Here is a 15,428-nt window from a genome sequence, read left to right as displayed (position 1 = left end):
ACCTGCTTGGTTTATATCTATAGTTAATTTGACTTGATTTATTTTCTCGCTGGTAACGGGGTGAACAGCAAGTTAACCGGGAGATTACTGCCTGGAGCTGCCGTCAACAGAATCTCAACCTTCTGTTCGAATCCGCCTGTACGATACAGTACGGATTGTTCATCAGGTCTGACCTGACCCAAGGAATAAATAGGGACGATATCCCCGTTTACCATAGCATACCCGGAATATTTGCCTCCACGTGGATTAAAGGAAATCAGTGTATTGGGTGCTACATTATCAAGGGTGATTTTGTAAAGAACTCCAAAGTTACCAGCATTGGATGCTACCTCTCCATACATAGGATCCATCCCCGACAAATTGGGATCATCTTGGTTGTCACCCAAGATGAGGCGCTGTGGTTCTCCCCCTACCTGGTCTGAGTATTGGATGACGCGAGTAGAGTTGGGATACGTTCCACGGTTGTGTACTCCATCACTATCCAGGATAGGCAGTTGGTCTATTACGCTTAATGGTTCCGATTTCTCATCAATCATGATTACATCAAACTGTACAGGCAAATCGCTGTACATATCCGAAAATAGAGAAATAACATCCCCTGTTTTCATTCTTTGTTTATTGAGCTCTGTCATGACGATTTTACGTTCACCCGGCTCAAGTGTAATCGAAGATTGCTTTGATCCATCTTTCATCGATTGGAAATAATTCTGAACTGACTTTTTACCCGCTGCTGTCGCTATATATGAAGGCCCTGCAAATCCTAAGTAATCCGTTCTAATGGTTGCTGCTGTACTGTTCTTATTTGTAGCCACAACGTACATTTTTACATTTTTATCAAGATTGTTAACATGGTGAATCATAAATCGCATATCGCCGACGGCCGTCTCTCGATATACAATCCCTTCAGTGTCTACGGTTTCTGGACTATTACTTCGAATCAAAGTACTCGGTTCGTCATTAAATGTGTAATTGATCTTGGACCGAGAAGAAACATTTGAAGTGAAGGCGAATTTCTCACCTGCAGGTATAAAGAGCATATTAAAATCATCTTCGGAATAGAGTGAATCACTTGTAATATTAATACTTGTTTCATAAGTAGAGCTCAGACCCTTGTTATCCGTTACAGTGAGTTTGATTGTTTTGGGACCTGGAGTAAAAAAGGCAAACTCCTTGTTCTCCCATTTCGTAGTCTTAATCTCCCCATCATCAGTGCTCTCGTCTGTATAAGTAATCAATTCACCCATCTTGTACTCAGACTTGTCTGTTGAGAAAAAAGCCACAGGAGGTTGATTTGGCTGAATTACGGTTATGGTTTGTGTATAAGGATCACTCCATGATCCACTTGAATCCTGTACAGAATAACTAATTTTGTATTCTCCTGGAGCATCAAACACTTCTTGTTTGCCTTCCCACCGTTCATCAACAATAGGAAGTCCAAGTGATGACTCCGATTCTGTCTTATATGTAACGATGGTCTCACCTGCAAAAATCTCTTTAGGCTGCACTGTAAATTTAGCTGTCGGTTTAGTCTCCAGATTCATAATAACTCGCTTACCCACATTGTCTGCTTTGTATGGAATATTTAAAGCTTGAGTTATTGCTGTTAACGGCACCATGAACGTGCTGTTTGTCTGATAGGAAGTACCTTTCATGGTCTTTGTTTCACCATTTACCGTATATTTATTGCTATCTGTTTTGAAACGAAGCTCGTTGCTGCCTTTAAGGATAATCGTTTCCTTTGTTTTCTTATCATAAGTGACCTTGAAGCCAACACGGTCTACAAGGGCACGAATCGGAACATAGGAGACTCCATCTTTAACTTGCATAGGCTGGGGTGCATTATAGACTTTACCGCCGTGTTCCATTTTAGTGCTATTGAAGTATAAGATCAGTTCATTCATATTTGATGATACCTGAGTTATAGGTTCCTCGATATCGTCGACGTTAGGCATCGTAGCGTTCGGATCATAAACTTCTTGAGTAACTGTCCCTTGTGGAATATCCGTGTTACCCGCTTCCGCCCCTACAGGGACAACTGTTGCTACCTGGGAAAGGGCTAGCACCGTTAACAAAATCGATAGTTTCTTCAGTTTCATTCTCAGACTCCTTCAATCTCTAGTTTTTATTTTCCAATTAGTCATAGTATTAGACGTCTGTTTGTATAAATAGTTTCTATAATTGCCCAACAAATATTGAATAATGTCTAAAAAACGAATTTTTTATAGTATGCATCAGCTAAAATGTCGATTTTTCTGCAAAAAAAATGACCGTTTGGAAAACTTGTCCTCTTTCTTGCCTATGAAACCATGTCATATTTAATCATAGATATTCACTCATGTACGCGGAGTGTCTTCCAACAGAAGTAAAGGCTGCCCCGCAAGATCTAAGATCTTTTGGGACAGCCCCGTCATTTTTAATTGAGACGAATTTTGGAGCACGGCTTGCAAAGCAAATACTATTGTCATTTGTGAAGTTAAAAAAGTGATACTGTTTACGAAGAAGAGGAGATCTTTCACTAAGCGTTATGTAGCACCCCTCTAAGCAACGTCATATGATATGTCATCGGGTCAAACACCCATCCTAAAACAAAGGCGGTAATAAAACGATGATATCTTATATGGATTTCACTTCACCCTCTGTGCAATTTTTCTATGATCTAAGCCAAAATCAATTTTTCAAAAAAGACAAGTGCAATTATATTAATTCTCTCTCCGTCAATCAGCTTAATACGTTAGGTAACGTCTCTTTGTTAGATATTTTTCTTAGTAAATCGAACGTAGTCGAGCCGCATACTCATCAAAATGCATCAGAATTAGTCTACTGCATATCAGGTGCCGCAGTTGTCTCATTAATTAATCCATTTACTAAAAAGCTGGTTAACATCCCTATTACACCTGGGCAAGTAGCCAATGTTCCACAGGGGTGGTGGCATTACGAAATTGCTACCGTGGATAATACACATTTATTAGCCATATTTGATGCTCCCGTACCAGAATTCATAGCAGGATCAGATCTGCTGCGTTTAACACCTGCTGACATTTTGGCGCATACGTATTGCTTGGATGAGGCGAAGGTTCAAGAAACGTTGGCTCCTATTACAGAAACTGTTGTCATTGGACCACCGTGCAATTGCAAAAACGTTCAAAATGGAAATGAAAACTGTGCACCAACACAACAGTATAATCAAGGGCAAAATAATACGTATGACTACACAAGAACACAACAGCATCCGCAACAAGTTATCGGAAATGGATGGCAGTATCATCAACGCTAGAAACAGAGTCTAACGGAGTTGAAACTCTCTTGCTATACAATTATTTCACCTGAACGAGCTGTTCCTTACCTTTCATAACTCGATAATGTCGAACACCATCGTCAGAGGATAGTTTGAATGTTTGACTCTTAGGTTCAAAGGTAACGGAATCGCTTGATTCTGCGTCCAGAGCGCTATTTACATCCGCCCATACGATCTCATCACCTCTTTTTTTAATGATAAAAACTTTATTGTCGAATTTGATGTCCGTTGTTGCAATCAGTTCCGCAACTCCATCGCCATCCAGATCAGCTTCGTGGCCTTCTGAGTTGAGTGTATACTTAAAATTGACATGATCATCCCCGACAGTTAACAGATACGTACAGATCAGGTTTGGTCCGCATTCCCCGGATAACGTATGCAGATTGTCTCCAAATGCTTGGCTCCTTCCCCACTTAACATGTTTCAGGGCGCCGTACCCCAGTTCAAGCAGTTCTCCCGGCCTGGAAACCCCTTCTAATTGAAGGCCTTGAAAGACAGCTTTCCCTCTCTCATCTGATCTGGTGTAGATTACATAGCTGTCTTTCCCGTTTAAATCGATGATTTCTTGCAGGTCAACGGATGATGTACTCAACCTAGAGAACCGGCTTTCATATTCCTCCCATAGTTCAATATTCGTATTAGGTATAATAACCGGTTCTTTGGTGAAGGTCAGTTTATTCTTTTCTGTCGAAGTTACTGTCGGTTTCAGCTCGTTATTCTGCGGCTGGCCGGGCGCAGCGCTTTTATAAGACTGGAAAGGATCAGCGATGCTATCCCAGAAAAGAATGAGTGTCGCGATGGCACAAATACCGATCATTGTGGAGAATGATATTTTCAGATAGTTATGTTGTTTCATACTCTTCTTTTTATGCTGAACGTGGTGGATGACGTTTTCTTTCATCTCCGATGTAAAATCCCCTTTAAAACTGCCTTTGAATTCAAGGTACCAATCCGGCTTCGTAGGTTTCATCTTACCCGCTCCTCCCTTTTCTTCCATTCCTTCTCGACAGCATTTCGTGCCCGATAGAGTCTGGATTTTACCGTTCCTTCGGACAGCCCAAGCAGCCTGGCCATTTCTTTAATGGTCAGATCATGTTCCAGATCCAGCACGAGGACCTCCCGGAGTTTGATGGAAAGTTTCATCACGATGTCCCATATCTCCGCTGCAGCTTGATTGTTGAGGAATGCCATCTCCGCAGATGGCGTGACTTCACGGTTTGTAATCCTCTCGAACAACAGGATTCTGCGAAAATAACTTGATTTTAACTCGTTGAGTGCTACATTTCTCGTAATAGCGAACAACCATGTTTTAATAGAGGACTGTCCACGAAACGTATGTATTTTGTAAAAGGCTTTAATAAAGACTTCCTGGGCGACGTCCTTAGATAACTCCCGATTCTTGGTTATAGCATAGGCATAACCCCATACATCATCACCATACAAAGTCATCAGATTGTAAAGCTCCGTGGAGTCAACTGTGACAACATGATTTAAATAGTCCGTATCCATCACTCTTCACCTCCAACCTTTTTGACAACTGCCATTCAGTAAAAGTTCCCTACATAATTTATACGGCAACAAAATGGTGGAACATCAAGAGGGTCACTTACGTGACCCCTTAAAGTACACCCTCCATTGACGAGTTAGTCTATAATCAGACATGCGTCAGCTTTTCTGGGTTACGTATGATATAGATGTTTTGAAGTAAATCTTGTTTCATATTCATAAGTACAATGTTTGTAGCATGATTACCTTCACGAACTATAATTCCAACCTGATTGTTTATACGTACCATTTCGAAACCGGATGAGTCGCTATCGTCTTTTGGCGCTTTGCTGATTATGCCGAGCAGGAACCTGGCAACCAATTCACGAGTTTTAATTGGACGAACAGCGGCTGATACTTTGCCGCCACCGTCAGAAATGACTTCAACGTCCTCGGCAAGCAAAGACAGCACAGAATCAACGTGACCTTGCGATAGCGCAGCAAGAAACTGGCCTATCCACTCCTCTCGCACCGCTTCAGCGTTTGTTAAATCCTCTTCCGATATTCCCATCTTCCGTCTAGCGCGACTCATCAGTTTGCGACAGTTCAGTTCGTTTTTTTCAACCAGCTCGGCGATGACGGAATAATCAAAGTCCAGCGCCTCCCGCAGGACAAATACTGCCCGCTCTGAGGGAGAAAGCCGCTCCAGAAGCACAAGCATCGCATATGACAGCATATCGTTACGTACAACCTGTTCATATGATTCGTCTTCCGTCATCAGGATCGGTTCCGGAAGCCAATAACCGAAATATTGCTCGCGCCTTCTCTTCGCCGATTTAAAAATGTCTAAACATCGGTTCGTTACCATTTTGCATAGATAGGCTTTCGGTTCTGTCATTTTCGAAGAATCTATATCGATTACTTTGACGAATACATCCTGCACGACATCTTCCGCGTCAGAAACAGATCCGGTCATCTGGTAAGCAAGATTAAACAGTAACCCTTTGTACTGTGTATAAAGCTCTTTCATGTCACAGCGCTCCTCACCATTGAAGCAAATATTTCATCAAAGCATACTGGAAAAATTCCACAAATATGATTTGATTTTATAACCAAGGCTACCGGTTATGGTCATATCAATTCCCCACTTTCGCGTCCAACTCAAGCCATTTTCCGGACCCAGACCGACAGTGAACGATTCGATCACTGTTTTATGCTGCGGAGCCGGTCGCCCATCCAAATCAGCCATAATGATGGCTCCGAGCCGGTTGGCCTGAAGGATCGCTTCTTTACACGTCATCCCGTCGGCTTTGCTAGTTGTTGGATCAACAATGTGTGCGCAATCTCCTATGCAGTAAATGCCTGGAGTTTCTCGAACACGATAGCTTTCATCAACGATCACTTGACCATCCCGCGTAAGCGGCAGTTTCATACTCCGAAGCACCGGATTGGGAACTAAACCTAACGTCCAGACTACCAAACCGACGAACAGAGGTTCATCTCCAGATATTGTAAGCTGACCACCCTGTTCTCGTAAAGCTTTTCGTCTATGATGAACCGTCACGCCCTTTGACATAAGGGAACGTTCCAACTTGATTCCAACTTTCGAAGGACCTTCAGGGAATAACCGTTCGTTCTTATTCAGAAGGTGGATAGTAATCTCCGACGGGTCAAGTCCTAGAGTTAACGCTTCCTCCCTCATAGCGTATGCCAATTCTGCGGATGTTTCGATACCCGTAATACCCGCACCTGCAACAGCAACACTCATCAAACGCCGCTTTTCCTTTTCTATTGGCTCTGTTAGGGCAAGTTGCAAGTTTGTTCGCCACTGCTCTAGAATTCGTGCTGCCGCTTCCAATCCGGTCAATGCAATACCACCCTGTTCCGGGTCAGGTTGCCTGATAACACTGCCTACCGCCATGACCAGCACATCATAGTTCATCAATTGCTGCTTGCCTTCTGCATCCTGATAACAAAGCCTTTTACTCCGGCTCTCCACTCTCAGTACCGTACCTTGTACGAATTGAGACCCTTCAGGTAGTATTCGCTGCCACGGTACGGTAATCTCCTCATTCCCTACAGCAGGTCTAAATAAAAGAACTTTCCGCAAATGGTATGTTTGCTTATCGATAAGGATCAGCTGAAGCCGGCGTCCGTCTGTTCTTTTTCGATACGCTTTTTGGATCGCTTTAACCGCATGAATACCAGCAAACCCGCCTCCCACAACAACACATATAAAATCTTGCATTTGTAACCACTCCTCTTTTTGCATTTGCAAATAAAACGAGGAACCCATGTTTTTTGTGACATGTGAAGTACAAAGATAATTATAAGAAAAATGTCCATCGACCCAGTGCTTTTTATAAAAGGGGAAATTTAAAATCACATATCAGCACTTTTTTACCTCCAAACTGCACTGCATAATAAAACCATAAGACATCTTGCGTATGCGTCTTGACGTAAATTTTGGAATGTCTTTAAGGAGGTACTTATGTACACTGACAGCTACTCAACAGAGAAATGGTTGGAATTCCAACAAGCCGAGTTGGAGCAGCTTGATCGTAAAGGAGCATTTGTCAAATATGACGGAAGCAGTTATTATGGCGTAACAGCATTACCCAGAAACGTTCGTTTAGTAGATATCCTCTATGGTTTCTTTCGAAAGCGCAGATCACGAAGAAACAATTCCATGTAAGCAAAAAGAGAGCAGGCGCATTTTGCGCTTGCTCTTCTTCCTTTTTCTCTCTTCCAAATAAGAGTTATTATGTTATAAACATATATATACTAATCAGAAATGTGGTGCTATCAAATTTCATGGATAACCAATTGGATGTACAACAATATCTAAATCGCATTGGGTACAGCGGTCCCATCAACAATAGTCCAGAAGTACTCTCTCAATTACAGGAGCATCATGTCCACACAGTCCCTTATGAAAACCTGGATATACTAGGACACATCCCCTTATCGCTTGAAATCCCGGATCTGTTTCATAAGATTGTAATTGAACGCCGGGGAGGCTACTGCTTTGAACTGAACGCGCTGTTCGGATGGCTTCTGCAGGAACTCGGCTTCAAGGTTACTAATTATTTCGGCCGGTTCTGGCGGGGTGAGTCCCATACGCCAGTCAAACGACGTCACCATATCCTTCACGTTGACATACATGATAGACGATTTATCGCTGATGTTGGAGCGGGCATGGCACCTCGACTCCCGATCGAACTCATTGAGAACGTCGAACAGGTACAAGGCAATGAAATCTATCAAGTTAATAAAACATCATCTTATGGATGGATGTTGTACGAGCGTAAGAATGGAGTTTTGGACCCTGTTTATTCCTTCACGGAGGAAAGTAACTTACCTCAAGATTATATAACGACGTCCTACTGGTGCCAGTATTCACCTGAATCGGTATTTAATAAAGGAGCCAAAGTATTCATCCGTACCAAGGACGGTAGAAACACTGTAGATGGTCATGAATTTCGTATCTTTACATCTGATGGAGTCCGTACATTTTCACCGTCCAATCCACAAGAATATGCGGATGCTTTATATGCTCACTTCGGAATCAAGTTACCTTTTGAATTGAAACAATAATGTACCGCATATAAGCATTAATGCTTTGTTTTGAATTGATCAAAACACGCCCTTTGTTATTTTTGTCCGATAATCGTCTGAGGGATTAAACTTATCGTAAAGCTAAAGTTCCACAAAATGCCCTTTCTATTGCCTTAGGCTTAAACTCATCTAATAAACAGATTGACCTTCCTTGACCTGATCTGAGGCGTTAATTCTTCATTATTTTAATGAGCTTCATCATCATGCCCGCAGCACCGGAATGACCGGTATACTCATTGATCGTTCCCGTGAAGAACAGATCGGTATCTTCGTGATAAAAGGCAAACGCCCCGGATTGCCCCCAATGCCCGATCAACCCCTTTTTCAAATTAAATAGAGTGATGGGCTGTTTCGAAATACCGATTCCATAATAAAAGAGTCCAGGTCCGAATAACAGATTCCAATGGGAGGTCAATTCCGAGAGATCTTTCTTGGGAAATAGCCGTCCGCTAAAAAAAGCTTTTAAGAAAGCCATCGACTCCTGTGCGTTTGAAACAATGCCTCCCTCCGAATCGATCGAGGACATATAAAGCGGAACGTTCAGCTGCCGTTTCTTGTAAAACATAGGGACTGGGCGAACGTCGCTTACATCTTCAAACAAATACGTCTTGGTCAACTGCAGTTCGTCAAAGAGAAAAACTTTGAACGCCGCTTGAATGCTCAGATCGGTAATGTTTTCAATAATCTTTCCAAGCAACCGAAAGTTCGGGTCCGAATATTGTGCTTTCCCTTTCTGGCCCGGTTTAAATTTTGGCTTTTTCCCCTTGATTACCTCCAGCGTTCTTTCAAGAGACCACGCCTGATCCTTTCCATTTACCAACTCCGAGACGAGTTCGGACGTAAAATAATCGGGAATGCCCGAAGTGTTGGACATCAGATGCTTAATGGTAATGTCATTGCTGTAATCAACCCCATCCAGCACATGAATTCGGTTCATGATCTCTTGCGAGAGATATTTGGAGATTTTATCCTCCATCTGCAACTTCTGTTGCGAGCGCAATTTCAACAAAATCGCTGTGATGTACAACTTGCTAACGCTGGCGATGAAATACTGAGCATCGAATTGAATGTTTCCCGCTCCGCTGACAAGCGAAAGCGATCCATCTCCCTTTTCCACGCACATCACAGCACCGATAATATTTTTCTTCCCGATGGCTCGAGCCACAAGATCGTCCAACAGCGATTGGGTTAATTTATCGTTCATTCCGCGCCAACGCTCCTCTCCCGACCTCTTTCATATTTCTTTCTGGCGTACGCGAGCAGACATGACAATGTCTAACGCAACGCTGTCCAACACTTCAATTAATTGCTCGTCTTTCAAATGGTCCGGAAGCAATCCATTCGCCGCCATAACCGAAAGGCCCGTTTGAAAAATTTGCATCTTGAACAAAATGTTCATCAGCTCTTCATCGGAGAAACCGGCCAATTCCTTGTCCTGCTTCATCCTTTCCACTACAAGGTTGACGTCATTCCGATCATGATTCATATAAGAGTTATGCTTCATAATTAAATCCCTGAACAGCACGCTATATTCCTTGGCAAAACGAAGACTGGCGATGCCGACGTCGCGAAACGGTTGCCCCGAATTTTGCTCTAGTAGCAATTGCTTCGCAACTTCCTGCGTTTTTCTAACGACTTCCTCCTTCAATTCTTCGATATCGTTAAAATTAACGTAAATGGGCGCGATCGAGCTCCCCAGTACCTCCGCCACTTTCCTGATCGTAATCGTATCGATTCCTTCGACTTTCGCGATTTTAAAAGCTGCGTCAATAATGTCTTGTTTGGAAAACTTTTTTTTCGGCGCCATCGTAATCCCCTTGCACTTGTTTGAGTAACGATCGATATATATCATGTGATCTATATTCGCATTGTATCAAAAATATCCATAATTTCAATACCGAAACGACGTTTTTCATAAAGAAAAATGTCAGGATAGGCGAGTGGTATGGGAGATTGCCGTTGATTCCCCCACTCCCTTCTCCGTTTATGCCGAATATCAATTACAGTTGTTCAACATTTTTCTTAACCTCTTGTCGTATAATTGGATCAAATCTTTTTTTTCGAGAGGAGACCATTTCAATGACCGCGAGCGAATCCCCGAAAAATCTGTTTACAAAAGAATTCACCCAGAACCCATACCCGGTATACGAAAAATTAAGGAAAAGCGATCCCCTGCTTAATTTGATGTTTCCGGACGGTTCTTACGGCTGGCTTGTCAGCAGTTATGAAGATGCAGTAGCGGTCCTAAAAGATCCTAGATTTATCAAAGACATAACGAAAATATACGGTAACGAATATGCGAGCGTTTTTACAAGCAACATGCTATTCTCTGATCCACCAGATCACAAAAGACTTCGTGGACTTGTACAAAAAGGGTTTACTCCGCAAATCATTGCTGGAATGAGAGACCATATTCAAGATATTGCTGATGAACTTCTTGATGCCGTGTCCTCACAAGACAGCATGAATCTTATCGATGATTATGCCTTCCTCCTACCGATCATCGTGATCAGTGAATTACTCGGGGTTCCTCTCGAGGACCGAGATAAATTCCGGATCTGGTCCAACTCCATTATCGGAGCTTCCAATCAGGAAACTGAAGAAGAAGTGATTCAACATATGAACGAATTCGTTCAGTATCTGCGAGAATGGTTTGCTAAGGTCCGTGAAAATCCCGGAGACGACATGATCAGTCAGTTGATTATTTCCGAAGAACAAGGAGACCGCTTGTCTGAAGAGGAGTTGTACGGTGTCGTCACCTTGATGATCATTGCTGGCCATGAAACGACGGTCAATCTGATCGGCAATGGTGTGCTTGCACTTCTGGAGCATCCGGAACAACGCAAATTACTGCAAGAACAACCAGACCTTATTCATGGCGCGATTGAGGAGATGCTCCGTTACAACGGCCCTGTCGAATTCAGTACATCCCGCTGGGCAAGTGAAGATTTGGAATTTAGAGGCCAGATGATGAAAAGAGGTGATCTGGTCATCGTAGCATTGGATTCCGCCAACCGCGATCCAGAACAATTTATCGATCCTGATATTTTTGATATTACAAGGGATAAAAGCAAGCATCTGGCTTTCGGTAAAGGTATTCACCTATGCCTTGGTGCCCCACTCGCCCGTCTGGAAGGTGAAATTGCAATAAACACGCTGCTGCGGAGATTTCCGAATCTCGAACTCCGTAGTGACATTCAAGAACTCGAATGGAGACCCGGCATGATTGTTCGGGGTGTAAAAGAGCTCCCCCTTTCCATCAAATGACCAAATATTCTTCATAACAGCCCACAATCTTACAGCAGTTTGTCTGCTATGAGATTGTGTTTTTTTACTTCTTTTAAAAAAAATGATCATCGTTATTGACTCTACCACTATGGTACACCTCATACTAAAGATGAGCTCAATAACACCGCGGTGGAAGGAAGATAACAATGTTTCGAATAGGTGATTTCTCCAAGCTGTCGAGGATCAGTATACGGATGCTGCGACATTACAATGAGTTAGGTTTACTCGTGCCGGAATATGTTGATGAAATGACGGGCTATCGTTATTACAAGCCAGGGCAGCTCTCGCTTGCTAACCGCATTCACTCCTTAAAGGATATGGGCTTTAGTCTTACGTTAATCGGACAAATTCTGAAGGAATACGGTGATGAGGAGAGTTTGCGTAAGCATCTCATGATTCAACACGCACAAATGAAAGAACAAGAGCAATTATTACAGAACAAGCTGTCACTGCTTCAAACAACCATCCAGCAACTCGGAAAGGACTGTCTACCCATGAAATACAATGTCACCCTAAAAGAAATTAGTTCAAGATATGTAGCGAGCTTACGCAAAGTCATACCTTCGTACAATCAAGAAGGACTGTTATGGAACCAACTGATGGAAGAAACAGCAGCTCAAAAACTGCAATTTGCAGAACCTTGCATAAGCCTTGCGGTCTTTCACGACGAAGGTTATAAGGAAGCTGATGTCGATGTTGAGATTCAGATTTCTGTCACTGGCACGTATCAGGACACGAAAAATGTCCATTTCAAGCATGTTCCTCAACTGCTCGTGACTTCTACAATCATTGAGGGAAGCTACAATCAATTGGGAGCTGCGAATGAAGTGATTGCAGCTTGGATCTCTGGCAATCATTATGAAATAAACGGGCCTATGTTTAACATTTATCATGTCGGACCTGGTACTGAAGCGAACCCAGACCTTTGGGTAACAGAGATATGTTATCCAGTGAGAAAGCAATAAGAAGAACTGAGTGTCTCGACAAGAAGGAGGGCTTAAAACCCTCCTTTTTTTTATACCTATCTTTTCTTGTGCAGCACATTCATTTGTCAATATCACGGACTTCCTTTGTTATGGGGTTCTCGGAATAATTTTCAAATGTTCTGGGGAATTTATTGGGTATTAATCATGGGAAGGCGAGCGATCTAATTATGAATACTCAAACCGCTGTATCATTTTCCTCTATAGATCAAAATATGCAGTACATCCAAAACGCCCTGTTTCAATCAAGTGATCTTAAAACTAGAACTCAAGCTTTTAAAGGAACTTCTGGAGTACTTCTATATCTCGAATCTGTAGCAAATAGTGAACTTATTGAGCGAAACGTAATTACACCATTAAGCAAAAGCGAAGAAGACAAAGAACTGATCGATATTTTTACAACTCTCAGTTTTGAGCAAGAAACCTCGTTAGATAAGGGAGTTCAAGGACTCATACAAGGAAAATGCCTCTATTTTTTGGAAGGGAACCACGAGTTCTACATCCTCTCCACACCAGCAAATTTCTTACGAAGCGTAGCTGAGCCAGAGAATGAAAGTGTTATTCGAGGCGCTCATAATGGCTTTATCGAAAGTTTGAAAGTGAATTTATACCAAATTCGCAAACAGATCAGCACACCTAATCTCACTGTGCGTTACTTCCAGCTTGGGAAAACAAATCCTAAGCAGGTTGCCATAGTATATATGCAAGATCTTGCTAGTGAAGAAGTAGTACAGAAAGTTGAAACAAGACTTAACCATATCACTTTGGATACCATCATCAGCACGGGGTACATACAGGAGGAACTGGAGGATAATCCGTATTCGATATTTCCCCAGCATCTGAACACGGAGCGTCCCGATACTACCTGTGGACACTTGCTCGGTGGGCATGTAGCTATTTTACTGGATGGTGACCCAACCGCTTTGATCGTACCTGTCGACTTTTTTTCTTTTTACAAATCTCCTGATGATTACAGTAACCGCTGGATGATCGCCTCCTTTATTCGCTGTATCAGGCTGCTAAGCTTCATTACGGCATTCCAGCTGCCCGCTATTTATATAGCGACCGTTTCTTATCATTCCAATGTTCTGCCACTACAATTGTTTTTCACGGTTCAAGGTTCATTATCACGTGTACCGTTTCCTCCATTGGTTGAAGCCATGTTGCTTGAGCTCATTTTTGAATTGCTTCGGGAAGCGGGACTTCGTCTTCCTAACCGAGTCGGTCAAACCATAGGCATTGTAGGCGGTTTGGTCATCGGGGATGCCATTGTAAAGGCTGGGTTGATATCTTATACAATGATCATTGTCGTAGCCTTAACCGCTATATCCTCTTTTCTCATTCCCTCCAATGAGATGAGTTCGGCTATTCGTATATTGAGGTTTCCACTGATGCTAGTGGCGTCCATATTCGGTTATATCGGAATTTCATTTGGTCTGACGATTTTGTTCATTCATTTAGTCAAGCTTGAATCCTTTGGCTCGCCATATTTTAAACCATTGGCACCGTTAAGATTAAGAGGTCTAAAAGATACGTTTGTACGATTTCCCATTTGGAGTATCCGCAGGAGTCACGGCAGTTCAAAACCTGATAAATAACAGTCCACTTCTTGCAGTAAAGGATGAGATAAAATGACCCTTAGTGAGAAAATGATCTCGAAAAACCAGCTTTTCTTTTTATTAACTCAAGCCCAAATCGGAGTTGGAGTTCTGTCGATTCCTCACAAGTTAAATGATGATGCGATGGGCGGTTCGGGTCTCTCCGTTTTGATCGCAGGATTAGTCACCCAAATCATCATCATATTGATGTGGTTCTTATTAAAGAAGTATCCTGGACTCACCCTGTTTCATATTTGTCTAAAACTATGTGGTCCAGTTATAGGAAGATTATTGATTGTTTGTTATGTCGCTCACTTCATACTTCTAGGTGCTGATATTATGCTCAGCACGGTTGATGTTCTACATCGCTGGATACTTCTGTCAACACCCAAATGGGTATTATTAGGTATCTTCTCGATCATGATCCTCTATCTAGCCAGAGAGAAACTCACGGTATTGGCCAGATTCTACACCCTGGCATCTTTTCTGTGTATTCCTTTGATCTTTTTTGTCAGTTATGGTTTAACTCAATCCAATGTAGACAATATGTTTCCGCTGCTTGGGGCCGGCTACCTGAATATTTTAAAAGGGGCCAAGGATACCACCATCTCCATGTATGGATTTGAGTTGATTCTCATCATTTTCCCTTTTACAATAGGTTCGAATAAACAAAGACTAAAAGTGATGAGCCTGGCTAATTTGTTCGTAACTTTATTCTATACATTTGTCGTGGTCACCTGTTTGACGGTATTTAACACTGAGCAGCTGCGATTAATACCTGAACCAGTGATCTATTTGATGAATACTCTTAATTTCTATATATTCGATCGTGCGGATGTCTTGTTTTTACCCATATGGACCATTACACTCGTGTGCTCAATAGTCAGTTATGTTTATGCCGCCTCTATTGCTCTTGCGGTTATATTTCAGAGGAGTAATCACAAGAGCTTTGCACCCTATGTCAAAATTATAATTTACATCATTGCGTTGATCCCTGTCACCCCGCTAGCCATACATCAATTAGATAAAGCAGCTGAATATTCTGCATACCTTTTTATAATCGCTATCCCTCTCGGTTTGATGATTCTATCTCTCTTTGTCAAAAGGAAGGCCGGTGAACTGGCATGAAGCTCATTTCGTGTATCTTGGTGATGCTCCTCT

At 42.3% G+C, this 15,428-nt stretch carries 14 protein-coding genes; 7 read left to right on the top strand and 7 right to left on the bottom strand.

From position 1 onward, the window contains the following. Window positions 1-38: 38 nt before the first annotated feature. Window positions 39-2,096, bottom strand: coding sequence for a stalk domain-containing protein (locus AC2TF5_RS11460; RefSeq protein WP_491302271.1), 2,058 nt, complete (start codon window positions 2,094-2,096; stop codon window positions 39-41). A 509-nt stretch (window positions 2,097-2,605) separates the two neighbouring features. On the opposite strand from AC2TF5_RS11460, the gene AC2TF5_RS11455 reads away from it, so the two are divergent. After that, complete coding sequence (locus AC2TF5_RS11455) at window positions 2,606-3,274, top strand: cupin domain-containing protein (RefSeq protein WP_491302270.1); 669 nt, start codon at window positions 2,606-2,608, stop codon at window positions 3,272-3,274. Between the two features lie 40 nt (window positions 3,275-3,314). Here the strand turns inward: AC2TF5_RS11455 and AC2TF5_RS11450 are convergent, their stop codons facing one another. The 4 genes from AC2TF5_RS11450 to AC2TF5_RS11435 all read right to left on the bottom strand — a co-directional run bounded on the left by AC2TF5_RS11450 (window position 3,315) and on the right by AC2TF5_RS11435 (window position 7,028). After that, window positions 3,315-4,265, bottom strand: a complete 951-nt coding sequence (locus AC2TF5_RS11450; RefSeq protein WP_491302269.1) for a hypothetical protein — start codon at window positions 4,263-4,265, stop codon at window positions 3,315-3,317. Further along, entirely contained in the window at window positions 4,262-4,804 is a 543-nt protein-coding gene (locus tag AC2TF5_RS11445) for an RNA polymerase sigma factor (RefSeq protein WP_491302268.1), read from the bottom strand. Before AC2TF5_RS11445 ends, AC2TF5_RS11450 begins: the two co-directional genes overlap by 4 nt. A gap of 145 nt (window positions 4,805-4,949) precedes the next feature. Continuing rightward, complete coding sequence (sigJ, locus tag AC2TF5_RS11440) at window positions 4,950-5,810, bottom strand: RNA polymerase sigma factor SigJ (RefSeq protein WP_491302267.1); 861 nt, start codon at window positions 5,808-5,810, stop codon at window positions 4,950-4,952. 36 nt (window positions 5,811-5,846) lie between these two features. Then, the gene (locus tag AC2TF5_RS11435) at window positions 5,847-7,028 is read right to left on the bottom strand and encodes an NAD(P)/FAD-dependent oxidoreductase (protein ID WP_491302266.1); all 1,182 of its coding nucleotides are present in this window, start codon (window positions 7,026-7,028) and stop codon (window positions 5,847-5,849) included. A gap of 243 nt (window positions 7,029-7,271) precedes the next feature. Here AC2TF5_RS11435 and AC2TF5_RS11430 point away from each other — a divergent pair, with 243 nt between their 5' ends. Beyond that, window positions 7,272-7,475, top strand: coding sequence for a hypothetical protein (locus AC2TF5_RS11430; protein WP_241929467.1), 204 nt, complete (start codon window positions 7,272-7,274; stop codon window positions 7,473-7,475). 119 nt (window positions 7,476-7,594) lie between these two features. Then, window positions 7,595-8,377: an arylamine N-acetyltransferase family protein gene (locus AC2TF5_RS11425; protein WP_491302265.1), complete on the top strand. Its 783-nt coding sequence runs from the start codon at window positions 7,595-7,597 to the stop codon at window positions 8,375-8,377. A gap of 190 nt (window positions 8,378-8,567) precedes the next feature. Here the strand turns inward: AC2TF5_RS11425 and AC2TF5_RS11420 are convergent, their stop codons facing one another. Next, window positions 8,568-9,602: a serine hydrolase domain-containing protein gene (locus AC2TF5_RS11420; RefSeq protein ID WP_491302264.1), complete on the bottom strand. Its 1,035-nt coding sequence runs from the start codon at window positions 9,600-9,602 to the stop codon at window positions 8,568-8,570. Window positions 9,603-9,632: 30 nt separating this feature from the next. Further along, window positions 9,633-10,205 (bottom strand): TetR/AcrR family transcriptional regulator, encoded by a 573-nt coding sequence (locus tag AC2TF5_RS11415; protein WP_491302263.1) that lies wholly within the window; start codon window positions 10,203-10,205, stop codon window positions 9,633-9,635. Between the two features lie 272 nt (window positions 10,206-10,477). On the opposite strand from AC2TF5_RS11415, the gene AC2TF5_RS11410 reads away from it, so the two are divergent. The 4 genes from AC2TF5_RS11410 (at window position 10,478) to AC2TF5_RS11395 (ending at window position 15,395) form a co-directional block, all read left to right on the top strand. Continuing rightward, window positions 10,478-11,665 carry a cytochrome P450 family protein gene (locus tag AC2TF5_RS11410; protein ID WP_491302262.1) on the top strand — a complete coding sequence of 396 codons (1,188 nt, stop codon included), beginning with the start codon at window positions 10,478-10,480 and terminating at the stop codon, window positions 11,663-11,665. Window positions 11,666-11,832: 167 nt separating this feature from the next. Then, on the top strand, window positions 11,833-12,651 hold the full coding sequence (locus AC2TF5_RS11405; RefSeq protein WP_491302261.1) for a MerR family transcriptional regulator: 819 nt from the start codon (window positions 11,833-11,835) through the stop codon (window positions 12,649-12,651). Between the two features lie 188 nt (window positions 12,652-12,839). Then, the gene (locus AC2TF5_RS11400) at window positions 12,840-14,267 is read left to right on the top strand and encodes a spore germination protein (protein WP_491302260.1); all 1,428 of its coding nucleotides are present in this window, start codon (window positions 12,840-12,842) and stop codon (window positions 14,265-14,267) included. Between the two features lie 33 nt (window positions 14,268-14,300). Further along, window positions 14,301-15,395, top strand: coding sequence for a GerAB/ArcD/ProY family transporter (locus tag AC2TF5_RS11395; protein ID WP_491302259.1), 1,095 nt, complete (start codon window positions 14,301-14,303; stop codon window positions 15,393-15,395). The last annotated feature ends 33 nt before the right edge of the window (window positions 15,396-15,428 follow it).

This window comes from Paenibacillus sp. JNUCC 34, assembly GCF_058269055.1.
The sequence above is the reverse complement of the archived record's forward strand: the minus strand, read 5'-3'. Positions and strand labels throughout refer to the sequence as shown.

What these genes read in the sequence shown, in the direction of transcription:
- AC2TF5_RS11460 (WP_491302271.1), bottom strand. Translation starts at nt 2,096, where the DNA reads ATGAAACTGAAGAAACTATCGATTTTGTTAACGGTGCTAGCCCTTTCC.
- AC2TF5_RS11415 (WP_491302263.1), bottom strand. Translation starts at nt 10,205, where the DNA reads ATGGCGCCGAAAAAAAAGTTTTCCAAACAAGACATTATTGACGCAGCT.
- AC2TF5_RS11430 (WP_241929467.1), top strand. Translation starts at nt 7,272, where the DNA reads ATGTACACTGACAGCTACTCAACAGAGAAATGGTTGGAATTCCAACAA.
- AC2TF5_RS11400 (WP_491302260.1), top strand. Translation starts at nt 12,840, where the DNA reads ATGAATACTCAAACCGCTGTATCATTTTCCTCTATAGATCAAAATATG.
- AC2TF5_RS11455 (WP_491302270.1), top strand. Translation starts at nt 2,606, where the DNA reads ATGATATCTTATATGGATTTCACTTCACCCTCTGTGCAATTTTTCTAT.
- AC2TF5_RS11410 (WP_491302262.1), top strand. Translation starts at nt 10,478, where the DNA reads ATGACCGCGAGCGAATCCCCGAAAAATCTGTTTACAAAAGAATTCACC.
- AC2TF5_RS11445 (WP_491302268.1), bottom strand. Translation starts at nt 4,804, where the DNA reads ATGGATACGGACTATTTAAATCATGTTGTCACAGTTGACTCCACGGAG.
- AC2TF5_RS11425 (WP_491302265.1), top strand. Translation starts at nt 7,595, where the DNA reads ATGGATAACCAATTGGATGTACAACAATATCTAAATCGCATTGGGTAC.
- AC2TF5_RS11450 (WP_491302269.1), bottom strand. Translation starts at nt 4,265, where the DNA reads ATGAAACCTACGAAGCCGGATTGGTACCTTGAATTCAAAGGCAGTTTT.
- AC2TF5_RS11395 (WP_491302259.1), top strand. Translation starts at nt 14,301, where the DNA reads ATGACCCTTAGTGAGAAAATGATCTCGAAAAACCAGCTTTTCTTTTTA.
- AC2TF5_RS11420 (WP_491302264.1), bottom strand. Translation starts at nt 9,602, where the DNA reads ATGAACGATAAATTAACCCAATCGCTGTTGGACGATCTTGTGGCTCGA.
- sigJ (WP_491302267.1), bottom strand. Translation starts at nt 5,810, where the DNA reads ATGAAAGAGCTTTATACACAGTACAAAGGGTTACTGTTTAATCTTGCT.
- AC2TF5_RS11435 (WP_491302266.1), bottom strand. Translation starts at nt 7,028, where the DNA reads ATGCAAGATTTTATATGTGTTGTTGTGGGAGGCGGGTTTGCTGGTATT.
- AC2TF5_RS11405 (WP_491302261.1), top strand. Translation starts at nt 11,833, where the DNA reads ATGTTTCGAATAGGTGATTTCTCCAAGCTGTCGAGGATCAGTATACGG.